Raw genomic sequence first — 15,257 nt, forward strand, 5'->3', positions numbered from 1 at the left:
ACATCAGGTGAGCTGGCTGCATCGAAGCGCGCGTGGTCAGGCTTCCGGCATGACGATTCCGCCGCACACCGGCACGCGAACGCCGGTCACGAAGCCGGCGAGGTCCGAGGCCAGAAACGCGATCATGTTGGCGACGTCCTGATCGTAGCCACGCCGCCCGAGCGGCACTGACCGCTCGTAGAGCGGCTGCACCTCGTCGCGGTCGCGGCGGTCCCTGTCGGAGATGACCCAGCCCGGGGCGACCTGATTCACCGTGATGCCATGCCCTCCGAGCTCCCGCGCCAGCGATCGGAGCATGCCGTCCATGGCGCATTTGGCCGCCGTGTATGGCGCGCGGTTGTGCAGGGCCAGGCTCGTCATCTCCGTGCCGAGAGAGATGAGGCGTCCCCATTTCCGCTCGATCATCGGTCCGGAAAACACCCGCGCGGTCGCCCAGGCCTGCAGGACCGAAGAGCGGAACACCTTGTCGAACTGGTCGGGTGTCTGCTCGACCACGGGACGTTCGTCGTACCATGTCACCGCATTGTTCACGACGATATCGACAGGACCGAGCGCGCGCTCGGTGGCGCGGCGCATGGCCTGCACGTCCTCGAGCTCGGCGACGTCGCCCGAGATCGTGCAGGCATGTTGCGGCTGAAGCTCGTTCAGCTCCTCGCACAGTCTTTCGGCGGCAGCCCGCGCCGTCAGATAATGGATCGCGACCTTCGCACCACAGGCCGCGAGCGTCCGGGCGATCGGCCGGCCGAGCTCTCCGGCCGCTCCGGTGACCAGCGCGACCTTGCCCGAGAGATTGATCTGGAGCGGGGACTTCAACGGGCGCAGCGCCGGATCGTCCGGCAGGGGACCGAGCGTGTTTCGCCGAATTCGTCGTGCAACCGCGCGCGCGATCCGCATCCACCCGTCCCCGAAAGTATTCATTCGCCCGGGTCGCAGTATTAAATGCGGGACTAATTATTTAAATTGCACAATTTGACGCATTTGTGTGCCGCAGCCGATCGAGCGGTGACGTGGGCCGATCCGCTCAGGATGCGCGCGGCGTCGGACTCTCGGCGAGACGGTTGCCGAGCGGCCAGTCTGCGCCGGACGCGTCATGCACCGCTCCGGCAGCAGGCGCAGGCCTGAACTTGTGCCGGAGCTGCCTGAAATACGGCTCGATGAAGCGCTCGATCGCCGCCGCGTAGATGACGGAGATCAGGAGCGCGAGCGGAAACAGCAGGTACGGCTTGGCGGCGATCGCGGGCAGGTTCTTGTCGATCGTTCGGATCACGACGTTGTGGATCAGATAGATCGCATAGGAATAGGTGCCGAGCGTCATCACCCAGGAGCGGTTGAGATCACGAAACAGCGGCGCGTCGGCGAAACGCACCGCGAAATAGAACAACGGCATCAGCGCCAGGCCCTGAAGGCTGTAGCGCGCGGTCTCCCGGAACACCGGATCACGGTAGACCAGCGAGACCAGCAGCGCCGCGACGGCGCCGGCCAGCAGCGCCCATTGGGCCGCCGACATCCGCCCCGAGGCAGAGCGCTGCCGCACCGGGTTCATGACCAGCGCCAGAATGCAGCCATAGGCGATCGAGTCGATGCGGGTGTCCGAGGCGTAATAGGTGCGGTCGGAGAAGAACCCAGGCGCATGCACGAGATGGAAGCGCCAGGCGAGGACGCCGAGACAGACGAGCCCGAGCAGCGCGCCGATGGTGCGCGGCCGCAGCGCCGATCCGAGCAGCAGCGTCATCAGCAAGGGATAAACGATGTAGAAATGCTCTTCGACCGCGAGCGACCAGAGAATGCCGGTGCCGTCGGGCACCGTGTTGCCGGGATCGAAGAACAGGCCGTAATAGTTGGCGAAATACAACACCTGGGCGGCCAGGCCCTTGACGGTCATTCCGCCGTCCAGCAGGCCGGCGGCGGTCAGGCCGTAGGCGATCGCCAGGGACAGCAGCAGAGGCGGCATCAGCCGGAACACGCGCCGCGCATAGAAACTGGGAACGTCGAGCCCCCCGGTTCGCTCATGCTCGGCCAGCATAAGCGTGGAGATCAGGAAGCCGCTGAGGAAGAAGAAGATGGTGACGCCGAAGCCGCCGGGGACGATGGCCTGAAGTCCGGAATGGCCCAGGACCACGATCAGCACCGACAGCGCGCGGATGCCGTCGAGTGACGAAATAAGCGTGGATGCACTGCCCTTGATGTTCGTTCCGCGTGATGCCGCTGGCGCGGTCGTCCCGTCGCCGGGCGCCGTCATCGGCGGTAGAGCGGACGCGGCACGAAGGCGGCTGAGCTCGAGAATCTTGGCCATGCTGTCCAGACGGAGTCGGAGAAACACGTAGCTTCGTAATCGTCGTGTCAGTGCCGCGGCGATCGGCCGCCGAGCGTCATCGCGTGTCGGCCGCGGCGTGGCTGGCCCGCCAGAGCTGGGCCCGCTCCGCGTTGATCCGGGCCGTGGCGGCGCGCTTGCCGAGGCGCAGGCAGGCGTGCTGGTAGGCGCGGAGGAAGCGGCGGAATTCGAGATCGTCGTAGCGCGGCAGGCCCGTCAGCCAGCTCCGGAAATAGCCCCACAGCATCGCGGTGCTGCCGATCAGGGCGGGATAGGCCGGCAGGTGATAGACCGCCACCGCGAACTGATACAGCGGCGACGTTCCCATGAAGTACTGGCCAAAACCCTTGCGCAGCCGCCCGGTCCAGATGCCCTTGTGACTGGCGCCCTGCGGCCGCAGATGGATGAAGCGCAGCGCTTCGCTGTCGATGCTCTCGGCGATCCAGCCGAGCATGCGGCAGCGGTGGCAGTCGATGCCGTCCCACATCACCTGGCGCACGAAACCGCCGATCTCCTGGAAGCAGGCGACGCGGTAGAACTTGGTCATCCCGACCGACATCTCGTCGCCGCAGACCTCCGGCTCGAGCGCGCCGGTCTGGGGATGGACGAACCACGGCTTGCCCGAGGTGGTCCCGACCCGCGGATCGCTTTCCATCCGCTCCATCAGCAGCTCGAAGTAGCGCGCGGGCAGATCGAGGTCCATGTCGAGCTTGCAGAGATAGTCGAAATCCTCCAGCCGCACGCTCTCCAGCCCGGCATAGAACGCCTCGATCACGCCGGGCCCGACCTTGCGTCCGCCACGATCGGCGCGGCGGATCACGCGCAGATAGGGCAGGCGCTGGGCGTACTCGTCGAGAATGGCCGGGGTGTCATCGGTCGATCCGTCGTCCACCACGATCCACAGCGCCGGCGGCACCGATTGCGCAGCGACGCTGTCGAGAGTCCGGCGGAGGTATTGGGCCTCGTCCCGGCAGGGCGAGATGAGCAGGTAGCGGCGCGATGGCGTCACGTATCAAATCCCTTGCCGAAGGCGGAAGATTGCGACGAATCTCTGCCGAGCAGGGGCGTCGCCGGCCGCCTTTCAATAAATTAAATCGTGAATTAATATTATGTCAGGGCGCGTGTCAAAGTCATGGTGTTTTTAAATCGGCGCCCTCGTTCGCTGTGACCGGTCCTGCAAGAGGTTAACATGGATGGCATCGGCCCCGTGATCCCCGGCTGCACCCAGGCTTCGGCCCGGCCGGTCGCGCGTGGGACGCGCCGGATCGACGCCGCCTGCATCCGGGCGCTGCTCACGGCGGCGCTTGCCCTGCTGTCTGTCCGCGGCATTGCCGCAGCCGCCGAGCCGACCGCGTCCGCCGGGCCGTCACTGGCCGGCAATCTGCTGCCGGTGGAGCGTCTCGCAGCCTGGAATCCCGGGCTGATGTCAGCCGGCGGTATTCCGAACCGCACCATCATTTATCGCGCGCTGTCTCCGAGCGGGAGAGACGACAGCGGCGCGATCCAGGCCGCCCTGACCGCCGCGCCCGCCGGCCAGGTGGTGATGCTCGGCCCCGGGACGTTCATCGTCAACGAGCCGCTCCTGATCAGCCGGCCGGTGACGCTGCGCGGCGCGGGCGCGGGTGTGACCAGGCTGGTGAAAACCAACGGTGCACGGGCACGAACGTCGGCCGTGATTGCCGGCACCAAGGGAATCCTGACGCCGGTCGATCCGAGCACGTACAGCTATGATCCCAAGCCGATCATCATCGTCGGACCTTCGCGCTGGAACAATGGCCCCGACAGCAGCGCGTCGCAGGACCTGCTGGCCGACGGCGTTCAGGGAACGTCGACTGTGACCCTTGCCAACACCGCGAACCTGAAGCCGGGGGATTTCGTTCTGCTCGACGAGGTCTCGGGCGCATCGTGGCAGGCGACACCGGCCGGCTTTCCGGCGGGAGCGAAGGTCTGGCAAGGCGATCGGGTCGCCTGGAACATGCACGATCCGGTTCAGCCGGGGGACGACAATGCCGGCGCGAATGCCGGAGGTCCATATGACCAGACCCCCGGTGTGCTGCCGAAATCGATGTCGTGGTTCGCCCGGACCGACCGGGCGACCGCCGAGATCAAGGAGATCGCCTCGGTCACCGGCAGCACGGTGACATTCACCTCGCCGCTCACGATCAGTTATCGCAGGGATCACCAGGCGCAGCTCACGCCCTACAGCACCGACCCGAACAGCGGTCGCCACGCCGCCAATAATCGCGACATCCACGTTGCCAGGGTGGGTGTCGAAGATCTGAGCATCATCGGCGGGGCGGACGGCGCGTTGCGGTTCGAAGCCGCCGCTTATTCCTGGGCCAGATCCGTCGAGGTGACACAATGGCTCGGCGAGGGCGTGGCGATCAACAATTCGTTCCGGATCGAGCTCCGCGACTCCTACATTCACGCCGGCTCGTGGCCGCAGCCGGGCGGGGCGGGCTACGCGATCAGCCTGGCGGCGGGCTCCTCGGAGGTCCTGATCGAGAACAACATCCTGGTCGATGTCTGCAAGAACATGGTGTTCCGGTCGTCGGGCGCCGGCAGCGTCGTCGGCTATAATTATGCCGACGACTCGTTCGATTTCGACAATCCCGGCTGGGTCGAGGTCGGCATCAACGCATCGCACATGGCCGGCGCGCATCACGTCCTGTTCGAAGGCAATCTGTCCCACAATGCCGACAGCGACTACACGCACGGCAACGCGATCTATCTCACTTTTTTCCGCAACCATCTCACCGGCCAGCGCCAGCGCTTCGTCGATCGCTCGGGCATCCGGGCCGTGGGTCTCGCCTACGGCTCGTGGTGGGATTCGTTCGCCGGCAATGTGCTGGGCCAGCCGGGACGCATGAGCGGTTGGGTGTACGACGATCCATCGATGCGGGCCGGCACGGCCGCCTGGGGGCAGGGCGGTGTCGGCAACGTCTGGATGCTTGGCTACGACCCGGAGCGATGGACCATGGCGCCCGATCCGAAGACGCTGGCCACGGTGATCCGCGGCGGCAATTTCGACTATCTCACCGGCAAGGTGGTCTGGACCGACGCTCTCGCGGCGCAGCCGCTGCCGGCGTCGCTGTATCTCAGAGCCAAACCCGGCTTTTTCGGCGATCATCCGTGGCCCTGGGTGGACCCGACCAGCGATACCAAGCTGCATACGTTGCCGGCCAAGGCGAGATTCGATGCGGGCGCGCCATTCGCGGCCGCGCCGGGATCAACGCAATAGAGCGGGCGTGAGACGTCCAACGGGTTTCCGTCAGGTGCGGACGCCGAGCCGCGGGCGCCAAGCCGGCCGTGTACGGCTCCAACGAGCCGGCCGCCTGTTCGCCGGCTGAGCGGCGGGCATGCTCTGTTGTGACCTCCGCCAGTATCGCGCGGCCTCGACCGTGACGAGCACGAACACCACCCAGGTCACGTCGAACGCGCGCAGCCACAGGGTTTCGAGCAGGTTGTAGAGCATGACGAACAGCGCGACGGACAGCAGGATCCACGCCCGCTTGTAGTCGTGCTTCATCACGCGGCCGATGACGTGAACGGTGGCCGCCAGAAAGACGAGGAGAAAGGCAAAGCCCACATAGCCCAGCTCCAGCATCGCATCGTAGTAGCCGTTGTGGGAGTTCGGCATAGCCTTCACCCAGCCGGGCGCATCGGTGATGCTTGGTGCGTCGGCGCCGACCAGCCAGAAGCTCTGATAGCCCCATCCCAGGAGCGGCCGCTTCGCGATCTCCAGATTCGAGAAGGCCCATATGGTCGTCCGGCCGGTGAAGCTGGAATCACCCGTCAGCAGATAGGCGATGCGGCCGGTCGTGAAGCCCGCGAGCTCGCCGACCACGAAGTAGCCGAGGATGATCGCCATCAGGATCAGAAGCGGTGCAACCCGCAGCGTTCTCGCAAGCGCCAGCGTCAGGACGGCCAGGATCGGGGCGACCAGAGCGAGGCCGAGCGCGGTCTTCGAACTGGACAAGAAGATCAGGACGACGGCAGCGGCGGCGACGACGATCCCAAGCGCGCGGCGCGTGCCGGGATAGAGCAGCTCGTGAACCGACAGCAGGAAGGCGATGGCAGCAAACTCGCCCAGCAGGTTCTTGCCCGAGAAGTAGCCCTGATAACCGATGTCGACCAGCGCGTTGCCGTACTGCGCGTAGGTCGCGTAGCCGCCGGGGATCAGCAGAACATTGAGGATCGCCCCCGCTGCAAAGCAGAGGAACATGCCGCGCAGGATGTCGGCGCTCGGCCTCGATAGCAGGGCGGGCAGCACGATGGCGGTGAGGACCATCGCTTCCTGGACGAAACGGACGAAGGCGAATTCGGGTTTGAATGCCCACGCAATGCTGGCGCCAGCCAATCCAAAATAGGCGCAGAGACTGATGATGTTGGGCGGAACGGCAAACCGCTCGCCGCGGGCGAGGCGTTGCATCGTAACGATGATGGCGACGGCCGCGAGAACAGGCCAGAAGACCCGGTTCTCGACCCTGCTCTCGAGCAAGCCCTGGAGTCCGGGCGATGGCGGGAAGCTGAAATAGATCAGCGGCTGAATGAGCGACGAGTAGGCGAAGGCGAGGACCGGAATCAGCGCGCAGACGTCGAACGTCCCCGCGGAGGCCTGCGGCCCGGCCGACATCGACGTGCTCGCTGCAATTCTCGGCATCAATCTCACTCGGATATTCGAACGGGGCGGCCCCCGGCAGCCGCCGGGAATACCGTCCATGATATTATCCAGAAATGGAATTAAATAAAAGAACCTTCGACGCGTGCTCGGAAGGTATCGCTGCGGACGCGCCGCAAATCTGCTCTGGCATTCACAAATAAATCGTATTAAATAAATCATGTGATTTAAAATTAAATAGTGGCTTTTAGGTCGCACGTTTTTCGGTCGGGGAGGTGCGGCAAGGGTCCGCGGCCCGGCATCCTCGTGCGGCGGGGCAGATTGAGGGAGAGCGGTTGATGCTGACCACGCATGAATTGCAGGAGCCGGGATCCTCCCTTTATCGCGTGGGGCGCTCCGGGGCGGGTCGCGATCGGCCGGAGGTCGATGCTGTCGCCCCGGCCGACGCCGCAATTCCCGACGACCTCGCGCGCGACGTCTATTGCGTCCTCGGAATACCGGTCGATGCCATCAACATGCGCGGCGTGCTGCGCCGCATCCGCGATGCTGCTCAACAAAGAACGCGGCTTCTCATTTCGACCCCCAATCTCAACTTCCTTGTCGCCAGCCAGTCGAACAGGAGTTTCAGGGAGTCGCTGATCCTGAGCGATCTCTGCACGGTGGACGGCATGCCGGTGGTCTGGATCGCCAGGCTGCTCGGGATTCCGATCAAGAGCCGGACGGCCGGCGCGGACATCTTCGACGCGCTGAAGTCGGAGGCCGCGCCGGCAAGCGCGCTGAAGCTCTTTCTTTTCGGTGGCCCGGAGGGGGCCGCCGAACGGGCCGCCCGGACGCTGAACGGTCAGTCGGCGGGATTGCAGTGCGTGGGCTGGTCGAACCCCGGTTATTTGTCGGCCGAGGAGCTGAGCCGGGATCACATCATCGACGAGATCAATTCCAGCGGGGCGGACTTCCTGGTTGCCTCGCTCAGCAGCGTGAAGGGACAATCATGGCTGCAGCGCAACCATGAGCGTCTCGAGATTCCAGTTCGCGCCCACCTCGGCGCCGCGCTCAACTTCCAGGCCGGCACCGTGAAGCGAGCACCGGCGTTCCTGCGCCGATCAGGCTTCGAGTGGCTGTGGCGCATCAAGGAGGAGCCCTATCTCTGGCGCCGCTACTGGAACGACGGCACGGCGATGCTCGGCCTCATGCTCACCCACGTGTTGCCGTTCGTGGTGTGGACCTGGTGGATGCGCCGCACGCATGAGCGGGGTGAGGCGCTGACCATCACGCAGGACTATGGGACACGCGCGGTCACGCTCAGCCTGTCGGGGCCCGCCGACTCGCGCCACGTCGACCGGGCCATTCCGGTTTTCCGCGCCGCGACGGCGTCCCGTAAGCCCGTCGCGGTCGATTTCTCCAACGTCTGCGCCATCGATGCGCGTTTCCTTGGATTGCTGCTGATGCTGAGGAAGCAGTTGGAAGCCCAGGGCTGTACCGCGACCTTCGTGGGCGTTTCGCCGCTGATGGCCCGCATCTTCCGCTTCGGCGGTCTGGACCGGCAATGAGAGGGGGAGGCCTGTCATCGGTGGCATCACGGCTTCAGCAGTCGATGGTTCGATGATCGCCGCCGCGACGCTTGCCCGCGTTGCGAAGGATTGTCGGAGTCGTCAGTCCGGCTGGCGCCCATCGGCCGATCGTCGCCCATGGAGCGGCGCATGTTCGGAGCTCGACCGATGAGCGCAGCCGGCGGAAAGCGGCGCGAGCTTCTGATCGACTTCTATCGAAGCTGCGCGATGCTGTTCGTGTTCTATCATCACACGGCCAACGTCTTTCCGGACTCCGTCGATCTGTTCACGAAATTCAATCCCTTCGCCGAGCTGTTCGTCGTGATCTCGGGGTTCATGGTCGGGTACGTCTACCTGCACAAGGAGAGACACGGAGAACTCGTCGTCCGCGGCTTGAAGGTGCTCGCCGCCTATTTCGTCATCTCGGTGCCGGTCGCGATCGGCATGGCTGTTCTGGGGAAGAAGCGAGAGCCGGTGGGGCAGGCGATTTTCGACGTGCTGACGTTCCAGTCCGAGCCGACCGCCATCACCATCCTCAAGTTCTACGGGCTGATCTTCCTGCTGCTGCCGGTGATCCTGCCGATGTTCAAGCGCAGCAGGCTCCTGGTGCTGGCGCTGTCTGCTGCGATCTTCGTGGCCTGCACCTGGTTCAGCAATACGAGCACGGCCGCCGAGCTGGAGAATCCGGCCGCCATACTGTTGCTGTTCTCGCTCCAGGCGCAGATGTTCTTCGTCGTCGGTATCTGGCTCGGAGATCTTCATCGGTCCAACCGTCTGATCGGACCCGCGTTCTACACGGCGCTGGCGGGGATCTTCATCTTCGGGCTGCTGCTCGATTACAGCCTCGGCTTTCCCAGCAACGGCGAAAAATACCCCTATCGGTTCGACAAGCTCCTCAACCTGCTTTGGACATTGCCGCTGCTGTTGGCGCTGCTGTGGGCGGTGTACGCGCGCACCCGGCGATCGCCGGCAGTCGCGCTCATCCTCAACGTCGGCCAGAACTCGCTGATCGCGTTCCTCGGGTCGGAGGTGGTGCGGCAATCGGTAAAACTCGCGCTCCTCGTGGGCGGCGTCCACCCGCAGGTTTACGGCCAGACCGTGATGGGTCTGTTCGATGTCGTCCTGGTGACCGCGGTGCTTTGGCTCTACCGGGCGCACTGGCAGAACCGCCAGACAATGCTGCACCCGCTCAGCGGGCCGTAGGCGCATCTTTCGCCTGAAAGTGTTGCTCCGATGCGCTTGTTCGAATCCTCCCGGGCGGCTTAGCTCATCGCTAACCATTGGCCGCTAGCCTCTCGAGACGCCCGAGGAGGCATGAACAGATGTGGGTGATAGCGCTTCATTTTGCAGCCGGCGTGGTTGCCGGGACGATGTTCACGGTGCGCACGCTGCTGGCGCTTGCCGCGGTCGTCTTCATGGAGTGCATCGCCGCGTCGATCATCAGCGGGCTGCCGGCCGCGCTCTATGCCGGCGCCGGTCTGGTTGCAGTCCAGGTCGGCTATCTCTCGGGGATCTACGTTCGCAGCGCTCTGGAGCGTGCCGGCATCGCCCAGCCATCCATTCGCGCCGAGCACCAGCGCTGACGGCCGATCGATCTCCGTCATCGGTTGCCGTCCATGGCGCGCACCGGCCGGCGCGCGCCGATGGACCTACTCGGCCATCACGCTCCCGTAACGAGCATAGTATTTATGGTTGTAGTAGTCGCCGAAGTGATTGGCGTAGCGCTTCAGCGCCTTCATGTCGGTCTTGTTGAGCACGACGCCGAACAGGGCATCGTAGACGTTGGGCGCCGTGTTCAGCGCATGCTCGACCACCTCGGCGGGCGTCCGTCCCCATTCCACGACAAGGACGAAGCTGTCGAGCAGCGCCGAGATGGCCCGCGCATCGACGACGGGGGCGAGCGGCGGAAGATCGACGATGACGTAGTCATAGGCTTCGCGGAGCTGCTCGAACAGCTTGCGCATCTGCTCGTTGCCGAGGATATCGCTGGTGTCGCGCTGTGCGGCGCCCATTCCGGGCAGAAAATCCAGGCGCGTCACCGGGTCGGTCCAGACGGCGTCCGCGAGCTGACGCCCTCCCGAGACGATGTCGGCGATCCCGGTCCCGGCATCGGGGGCGAGCATGGCGGAGAGCGACGGATTCCTGAGGTCGCAGTCGACCACGATCACCCGCTTGCCTGAATTGGCGACCAACTGCGCCAGCGACGCGGCGATGACGGACTTGCCCTCGTTCGGCAGGGCGGACGTCAGTCCGAAGACCTTCCGCGACGTCCGGTTCGGGTCCTGGTCGATGGCGACTTTCAACGAGCGGATGGATTCGGCGAAGCGCGAGGTGGGCATCGCGGATGCGGCCCAGCAGGTCCCGGGGCCTCTCGAGACCATTCGCCGGCTGCCGTCCGGTTCGACCTTGGCAACGGCGTTGGCCGTCGCCTTCTTGGTGAACTTGTCGACTTCGCCTCGTTTGAGCAGAGGGACGACCGAGAGGCAGGGCAGGCGCAGGCGATCCTCGACCTGATCGGTCGTTCGAAAGCTGCGGTCCTTGGCCTCTGCGAGAAGGCCAAGGCCGCCGCCGAGCGCCAGGCCGCCGAACAGGCCGATCGCCATCAGCACGATGGACTTCGGCTTGATCTTCTTCTTCGGTGGCGTGGCGGCGGAAATCACACGCGCCTTGGCGATCGGGAAGGAGCCCTGCTGGACCGAGCCCATGTAGCGCTGAAGGAAGGTGTCGTAGAGGGCACGATAGCTCTTGGCGCTCGTCTCCAGCTCGCGGATGCTGACCTCCGCGGCCCTGGTGTCCTGCGACTTGCCAACGGCTTGCGCCAGCTGCCTCTCGATCTCCTGCTGCTGCTGCTTGGCCTCCGCATAGTCATGCTTGGCGACGTCGGCAAGGCGCCGCACCTCGTCGAGCATGGCCTGACGGATGCTCTTCATCGTCGCACGGATATTGACGACGGCGACGTGATCGTTGCCATATTTCGCAGCATATTCGTACTCGCGCTTGGCGTTATCGAGATATTGCTGACGCAGGCTGTTGATGATCGTCGTGCTGTTGGAATTGCTCAAGGAGAGGCCGTCCGGCGGATTGAGATTGCCGCTGAGTTCCGCCGGGGAGAAGTCGGAGACGGCGGCAATGCGGTCGACCGGCATATCGGCATTGCTCGTCGCGAGCATGTCGTCGAACCGATTGAGCCGGGTCATCAGCGAGGCGGTATGGGTGCGCGCCGCCACCAGACGGTTGGTGAGTTCTGTGACCTGCTGCTGGTCGATGAGCTTGCCGTCTGCCGAAACGATATTGTACCGGCTCTTCAGCTCGTTGACGGCGCGCTCGGCCGTCGTCGCGTCGTTGCCGAGGTCCTGCAGGCGGTCGTGGAGCCAGGCCGTGATGGTGCGCTGCTCGTTGGCCTCCGCCTTCAGCTGCTGATCGAAATACTCCTTGGCGATGGCATTGGCGATCATCGCCGCCCGATGGGGATCGCTGGCGCTGAAATCGACCTCGACGACCGAGCTGGTGCCGATCCTGAAGGCGTTCATCCGGCGCTGGAATTCGTCGAGGAGATCGTCCATGGACGGCGCGTTTGGCTCCGGCGCCAAACCGACGAGCCTGCGGACCGCGTTGACCGCACCGTGCAGCGGGCTGCCTTTACCGTTGAAGTCGGGGTCGTCGGCCAGGTTCAACTGGTTGATGACGCTGGTCGCGATCGACTTGGATTTCAGGATCTCGATCTGCGACTCCATGTCGAGCGGGGGCTCGTCCTGAACCGCAGGTTGTGGCTGCACGACCGCGGCCTTGGAGGTGCCCAGCATGATCTTGACGTCCGCCGAGTAGGTCGGCGGGAGGATTTTCAGCAGGGCGAAGCTTGCCAGTAGCGAAAGCACCGTGGTGATCGCAATCACCAGATAGTGCCGGCGCAGGAATCCCAGTGCCATGTCGAACGGCCCGGGTCCATTCCGGTCCCAGCCCTGCTCCTGCTGAGGGGGGTAGGCAGCCGTGCTCGCGTTGGGATTGTGCAGCATGTTTTGAAGCTTCATCAGTTGCGTTTCGGACGTCGGAGCCGTCCGATTGCCTGCGAGAACGAGAATTTATATATTCGGAGCCATTAAATGATCTGGGACTGTCGCTTGATTTAATTTATATTAAATAAGGTTTTGCTCAGCAAGTGGCCTTTCGAATTAAATATCGCCGGTGTGGAGCGCGCCCGCGCGCCAGCAAGGGCTTCTCCGGCCGTCGGATACCGGCGTCCCGCTCGCCGGCGTCTCGGTATTTGGCCGTGGCGTAACGGTGTGTAACGGCCGTCGCCGGACCATTGCCAAGCCACGGGTTTTGGGCATCAGTCCTGGCGATGAGCATGCCTGCGGCCACGCTTTTGATGGTGGAGGACGACCCGGAGATCAGCCGGCTCGTGAGCGATTTCATGCGCCGGGAAGGGTTCGAGATCGAGGTCGCCGCCACGGCCGCGGCGATGGATGCCGTGCTGCGGCGGCTGCGCCCCGATCTCATCATTCTCGACCTGATGCTGCCGGGAGAGGACGGGCTTTCGATCTGCCGCCGGCTGCGGGCGAGCGACGACATTCCCATCCTGATGCTGTCGGCCAAGAGCGACGAGATCGATCGCGTGGTCGGGCTGGAGCTCGGCGCCGATGACTACATGGTCAAGCCGTTCGGGCCGCGCGAGCTTCTGGCCCGCGTGCGCGCGCTGTTGCGGCGCGCCCAGGCGAGCCCGCCGCGAGACGCGAGCCGGCGTTTCGGTTTCGACCGCTTCGTGCTCGACGTTGATGCCCGCAGCATCGAGATCCCGGATGCGCAGGGCGCGCCGATCCAGCTGACCTCGGCGGAGTTCGACCTGCTCGCCTGCTTCGTGCAGCGGCCGCGGCGGGTGCTGAGCCGAGACCAGATCCTGGATTGGACGCGCGGCCGCTCCGCCGAGCCTTTCGACCGCACCGTCGACATGCTGATCTCGCGGTTGCGGCGCAAGCTCGAGGCCGCAAGCCCGGGAACGAACCTGATCACCACCGTCCGCAACGGCGGATACCTGTTCACGGCGACGGTGAGGCCGGTGGCGTGATGATGCGGCTGACGCTTGCGATGCGTATCGGCCTCATCGTCATCATCGGCCTGTTGGCGATCTGGATCGTCACCCTGGCGCGGTTCTACCGCGCCCGTACCGCGGAGCTCGAAGGCGCGACGCCGCTGCCGATGCGGCTGGCCGCGCTCGCCGAGCTGATCGAGCGAACGCCCCGGACGGAGCGGGGCCGGGTCGTCGATGCCGTGTCCTCCGACCGCTTCGAGGTCCGGCTGGTCGGGGCCGACGCGGCGGTCCGGCTTCCGCGGACGGAGCCCGCGCCGGTCCGGTCCGGATTGCGCGAGGCCTATGCCGAGGCGCTCGGTGCGCGCCCGCTGGCCATCACCTCCGTGCCGGAGCCGGAGGGGCGGTGGTTTCCGCGGCTCTCGCGGGCGCCGCAGAATGCCCTGGAGTTCCGCATCGGCCTGAACGGCGGCGACGTGCTCGTCGTGGATTCGCGCTCGTCGCTGGTGTTGACCCAGCAGGGGTTGCCGATCGGACTCGGCGCGGGCCTGTTCGGAACGGTGGTCGCGCTGTTCGCGCTTCTCATCATGCAGCGCGAAACGCGGCCGCTGGCACGCCTTGCCGCCGCCGTCGACCGGGTTGACCTCGGCGGAGCGGCGGTGCCACTGCCCGACGTCCGCCGCAACGCGCCCGAGGTGCGCGCCGTGGTCACGGCGTTCGGGCGGCTGCAGGACCGGCTCGCCGATCTGATGCAGGCGCGCATGGCGCTGGTCGGCGGCATTGCTCACGACGTCCGCACCTTCGCCACGCGGCTGCGGCTGCGTATCGACCAGATCCCGGACGACGCCGAGCGGCAGCGCGCCGTGGTCGATATCTCCGACATGATCCGTCTGCTCGACGACGCGCTGCTCGCGAGCCGGGCGGGGGCCGGCGAGCTGCCGCAGGAGCTCATCGCCTTCGACGAGCTGGTGCGGGCCGAGGTCGATGATCGCCGTGCGCACCGGGCGCGGGTGCGTCTCGACGCTGCGGGCGATGGACGCGAGCTGCTGATGCTCGGCGACCGCGTCGCGCTGCGCCGGATCGTCGCCAACATCGTCGACAACGCGCTCAAATATGGCGAGGCGGCGCACGTCTCGCTGCAACGCCGGCCGGAGCACGCCGTGCTGACGGTCGATGACGAGGGGCCCGGGATTCCGCACGACCAGCGCAAGGCCATGCTTGAGCCGTTCACGCGCCTGGACACGTCGCGCAATCGTGGCACCGGAGGAGCCGGGCTCGGACTGGCGGTGGTGCGGACGCTGGTGGAGGCGCATCGTGGCAGCATCGAGATCACTGACGCGCCGCGCGGCGCCCGCATCGTCGTGCGGCTGCCGCTGTTTCTCGACGGGCCCGGCGATGTGCATTCCGATCTGACGTGATCGATGGCAGCGTGGTGATCGGAGCGCTGTCTTCAAGCGGTGGCAATTCGCCGTTCTTCCCGCAAAAGTTGAGATAACGACGTAGCGGGCGGGAAGGACGCGGCGGCTTGGTCTTCGCCTTACGCGACGTCGACGATGCGCCCGCTTGATGATCGCGTGGAGATTGTGATAGGTATTCGATGCATCCTCATTGCATCGCCACGCGGATTGAACTGGGCGCGGCGCCGATTTTGTAAACCCATCGTACCGAATGTCATTCAACCGCACGGGCCGCGCGGACCGCGGACTCGTGCGCCGATGGACGACGTCGTTCCGGCTCGCCCGGGCGAGAACGTCC

General features: G+C 65.3%; 11 protein-coding genes. 6 read left to right on the forward strand and 5 right to left on the reverse strand.

The features are described 5' to 3' along the window. Window positions 1–36: 36 nt before the first annotated feature. The 3 genes from ACQR2C_RS11040 to ACQR2C_RS11050 all read right to left on the reverse strand — a co-directional run bounded on the left by ACQR2C_RS11040 (window position 37) and on the right by ACQR2C_RS11050 (window position 3,320). Window positions 37–813, reverse strand: a complete 777-nt coding sequence (locus ACQR2C_RS11040) for an SDR family NAD(P)-dependent oxidoreductase (protein WP_315802918.1) — start codon at window positions 811–813, stop codon at window positions 37–39. A gap of 208 nt (window positions 814–1,021) precedes the next feature. Then, entirely contained in the window at window positions 1,022–2,293 is a 1,272-nt protein-coding gene (locus tag ACQR2C_RS11045; protein ID WP_434881113.1) for an acyltransferase family protein, read from the reverse strand. Window positions 2,294–2,369: 76 nt separating this feature from the next. Beyond that, complete coding sequence (locus ACQR2C_RS11050; RefSeq protein WP_315802920.1) at window positions 2,370–3,320, reverse strand: glycosyltransferase; 951 nt, start codon at window positions 3,318–3,320, stop codon at window positions 2,370–2,372. A gap of 180 nt (window positions 3,321–3,500) precedes the next feature. Here ACQR2C_RS11050 and ACQR2C_RS11055 point away from each other — a divergent pair, with 180 nt between their 5' ends. After that, entirely contained in the window at window positions 3,501–5,552 is a 2,052-nt protein-coding gene (locus tag ACQR2C_RS11055) for a glycosyl hydrolase family 28-related protein (RefSeq protein WP_434881114.1), read from the forward strand. Between the two features lie 30 nt (window positions 5,553–5,582). Here ACQR2C_RS11055 and ACQR2C_RS11060 read toward each other — a convergent pair whose 3' ends face one another. Next, a complete protein-coding gene (locus ACQR2C_RS11060) occupies window positions 5,583–6,974 on the reverse strand; it encodes an O-antigen ligase family protein (protein ID WP_316180513.1) in 1,392 nt (463 codons plus the stop codon). A 473-nt stretch (window positions 6,975–7,447) separates the two neighbouring features. Here ACQR2C_RS11060 and ACQR2C_RS11065 point away from each other — a divergent pair, with 473 nt between their 5' ends. The 3 genes from ACQR2C_RS11065 (at window position 7,448) to ACQR2C_RS11075 (ending at window position 10,062) form a co-directional block, all read left to right on the forward strand. Beyond that, the gene (locus ACQR2C_RS11065) at window positions 7,448–8,479 is read left to right on the forward strand and encodes a WecB/TagA/CpsF family glycosyltransferase (protein ID WP_316237929.1); all 1,032 of its coding nucleotides are present in this window, start codon (window positions 7,448–7,450) and stop codon (window positions 8,477–8,479) included. Between the two features lie 168 nt (window positions 8,480–8,647). Further along, the gene (opgC, locus tag ACQR2C_RS11070) at window positions 8,648–9,682 is read left to right on the forward strand and encodes an OpgC domain-containing protein (protein WP_434881115.1); all 1,035 of its coding nucleotides are present in this window, start codon (window positions 8,648–8,650) and stop codon (window positions 9,680–9,682) included. Between the two features lie 119 nt (window positions 9,683–9,801). Continuing rightward, a complete protein-coding gene (locus tag ACQR2C_RS11075; protein WP_315802925.1) occupies window positions 9,802–10,062 on the forward strand; it encodes a hypothetical protein in 261 nt (86 codons plus the stop codon). 66 nt (window positions 10,063–10,128) lie between these two features. Here the strand turns inward: ACQR2C_RS11075 and ACQR2C_RS11080 are convergent, their stop codons facing one another. Beyond that, entirely contained in the window at window positions 10,129–12,492 is a 2,364-nt protein-coding gene (locus ACQR2C_RS11080; protein WP_409997942.1) for a polysaccharide biosynthesis tyrosine autokinase, read from the reverse strand. Window positions 12,493–12,818: 326 nt separating this feature from the next. Between ACQR2C_RS11080 and ACQR2C_RS11085 the strand changes: the two genes are divergently transcribed. Both ACQR2C_RS11085 and ACQR2C_RS11090 read left to right on the forward strand, forming a co-directional pair. Continuing rightward, window positions 12,819–13,541, forward strand: coding sequence for a response regulator (locus ACQR2C_RS11085; protein WP_434881116.1), 723 nt, complete (start codon window positions 12,819–12,821; stop codon window positions 13,539–13,541). Next, window positions 13,541–14,920, forward strand: a complete 1,380-nt coding sequence (locus tag ACQR2C_RS11090) for an ATP-binding protein (protein WP_434881117.1) — start codon at window positions 13,541–13,543, stop codon at window positions 14,918–14,920. The genes ACQR2C_RS11085 and ACQR2C_RS11090 overlap by 1 nt, the downstream gene beginning before the upstream one ends. Window positions 14,921–15,257 lie beyond the last annotated feature (337 nt).

The organism is Bradyrhizobium sp. HKCCYLRH3061 (assembly GCF_051168015.1).
GTDB lineage: Bacteria > Pseudomonadota > Alphaproteobacteria > Rhizobiales > Xanthobacteraceae > Bradyrhizobium.

Excerpts from the sequence above, each read along its gene's own strand:
- ACQR2C_RS11045 (WP_434881113.1), bottom strand. The coding sequence starts at position 2,293 with ATGGCCAAGATTCTCGAGCTCAGCCGCCTTCGTGCCGCGTCCGCTCTA.
- ACQR2C_RS11055 (WP_434881114.1), top strand. The coding sequence starts at position 3,501 with ATGGATGGCATCGGCCCCGTGATCCCCGGCTGCACCCAGGCTTCGGCC.
- ACQR2C_RS11060 (WP_316180513.1), bottom strand. The coding sequence starts at position 6,974 with ATGCCGAGAATTGCAGCGAGCACGTCGATGTCGGCCGGGCCGCAGGCC.
- ACQR2C_RS11065 (WP_316237929.1), top strand. The coding sequence starts at position 7,448 with ATGCGCGGCGTGCTGCGCCGCATCCGCGATGCTGCTCAACAAAGAACG.
- opgC (WP_434881115.1), top strand. The coding sequence starts at position 8,648 with ATGAGCGCAGCCGGCGGAAAGCGGCGCGAGCTTCTGATCGACTTCTAT.
- ACQR2C_RS11075 (WP_315802925.1), top strand. The coding sequence starts at position 9,802 with ATGTGGGTGATAGCGCTTCATTTTGCAGCCGGCGTGGTTGCCGGGACG.
- ACQR2C_RS11080 (WP_409997942.1), bottom strand. The coding sequence starts at position 12,492 with ATGCTGCACAATCCCAACGCGAGCACGGCTGCCTACCCCCCTCAGCAG.
- ACQR2C_RS11085 (WP_434881116.1), top strand. The coding sequence starts at position 12,819 with ATGAGCATGCCTGCGGCCACGCTTTTGATGGTGGAGGACGACCCGGAG.
- ACQR2C_RS11090 (WP_434881117.1), top strand. The coding sequence starts at position 13,541 with ATGATGCGGCTGACGCTTGCGATGCGTATCGGCCTCATCGTCATCATC.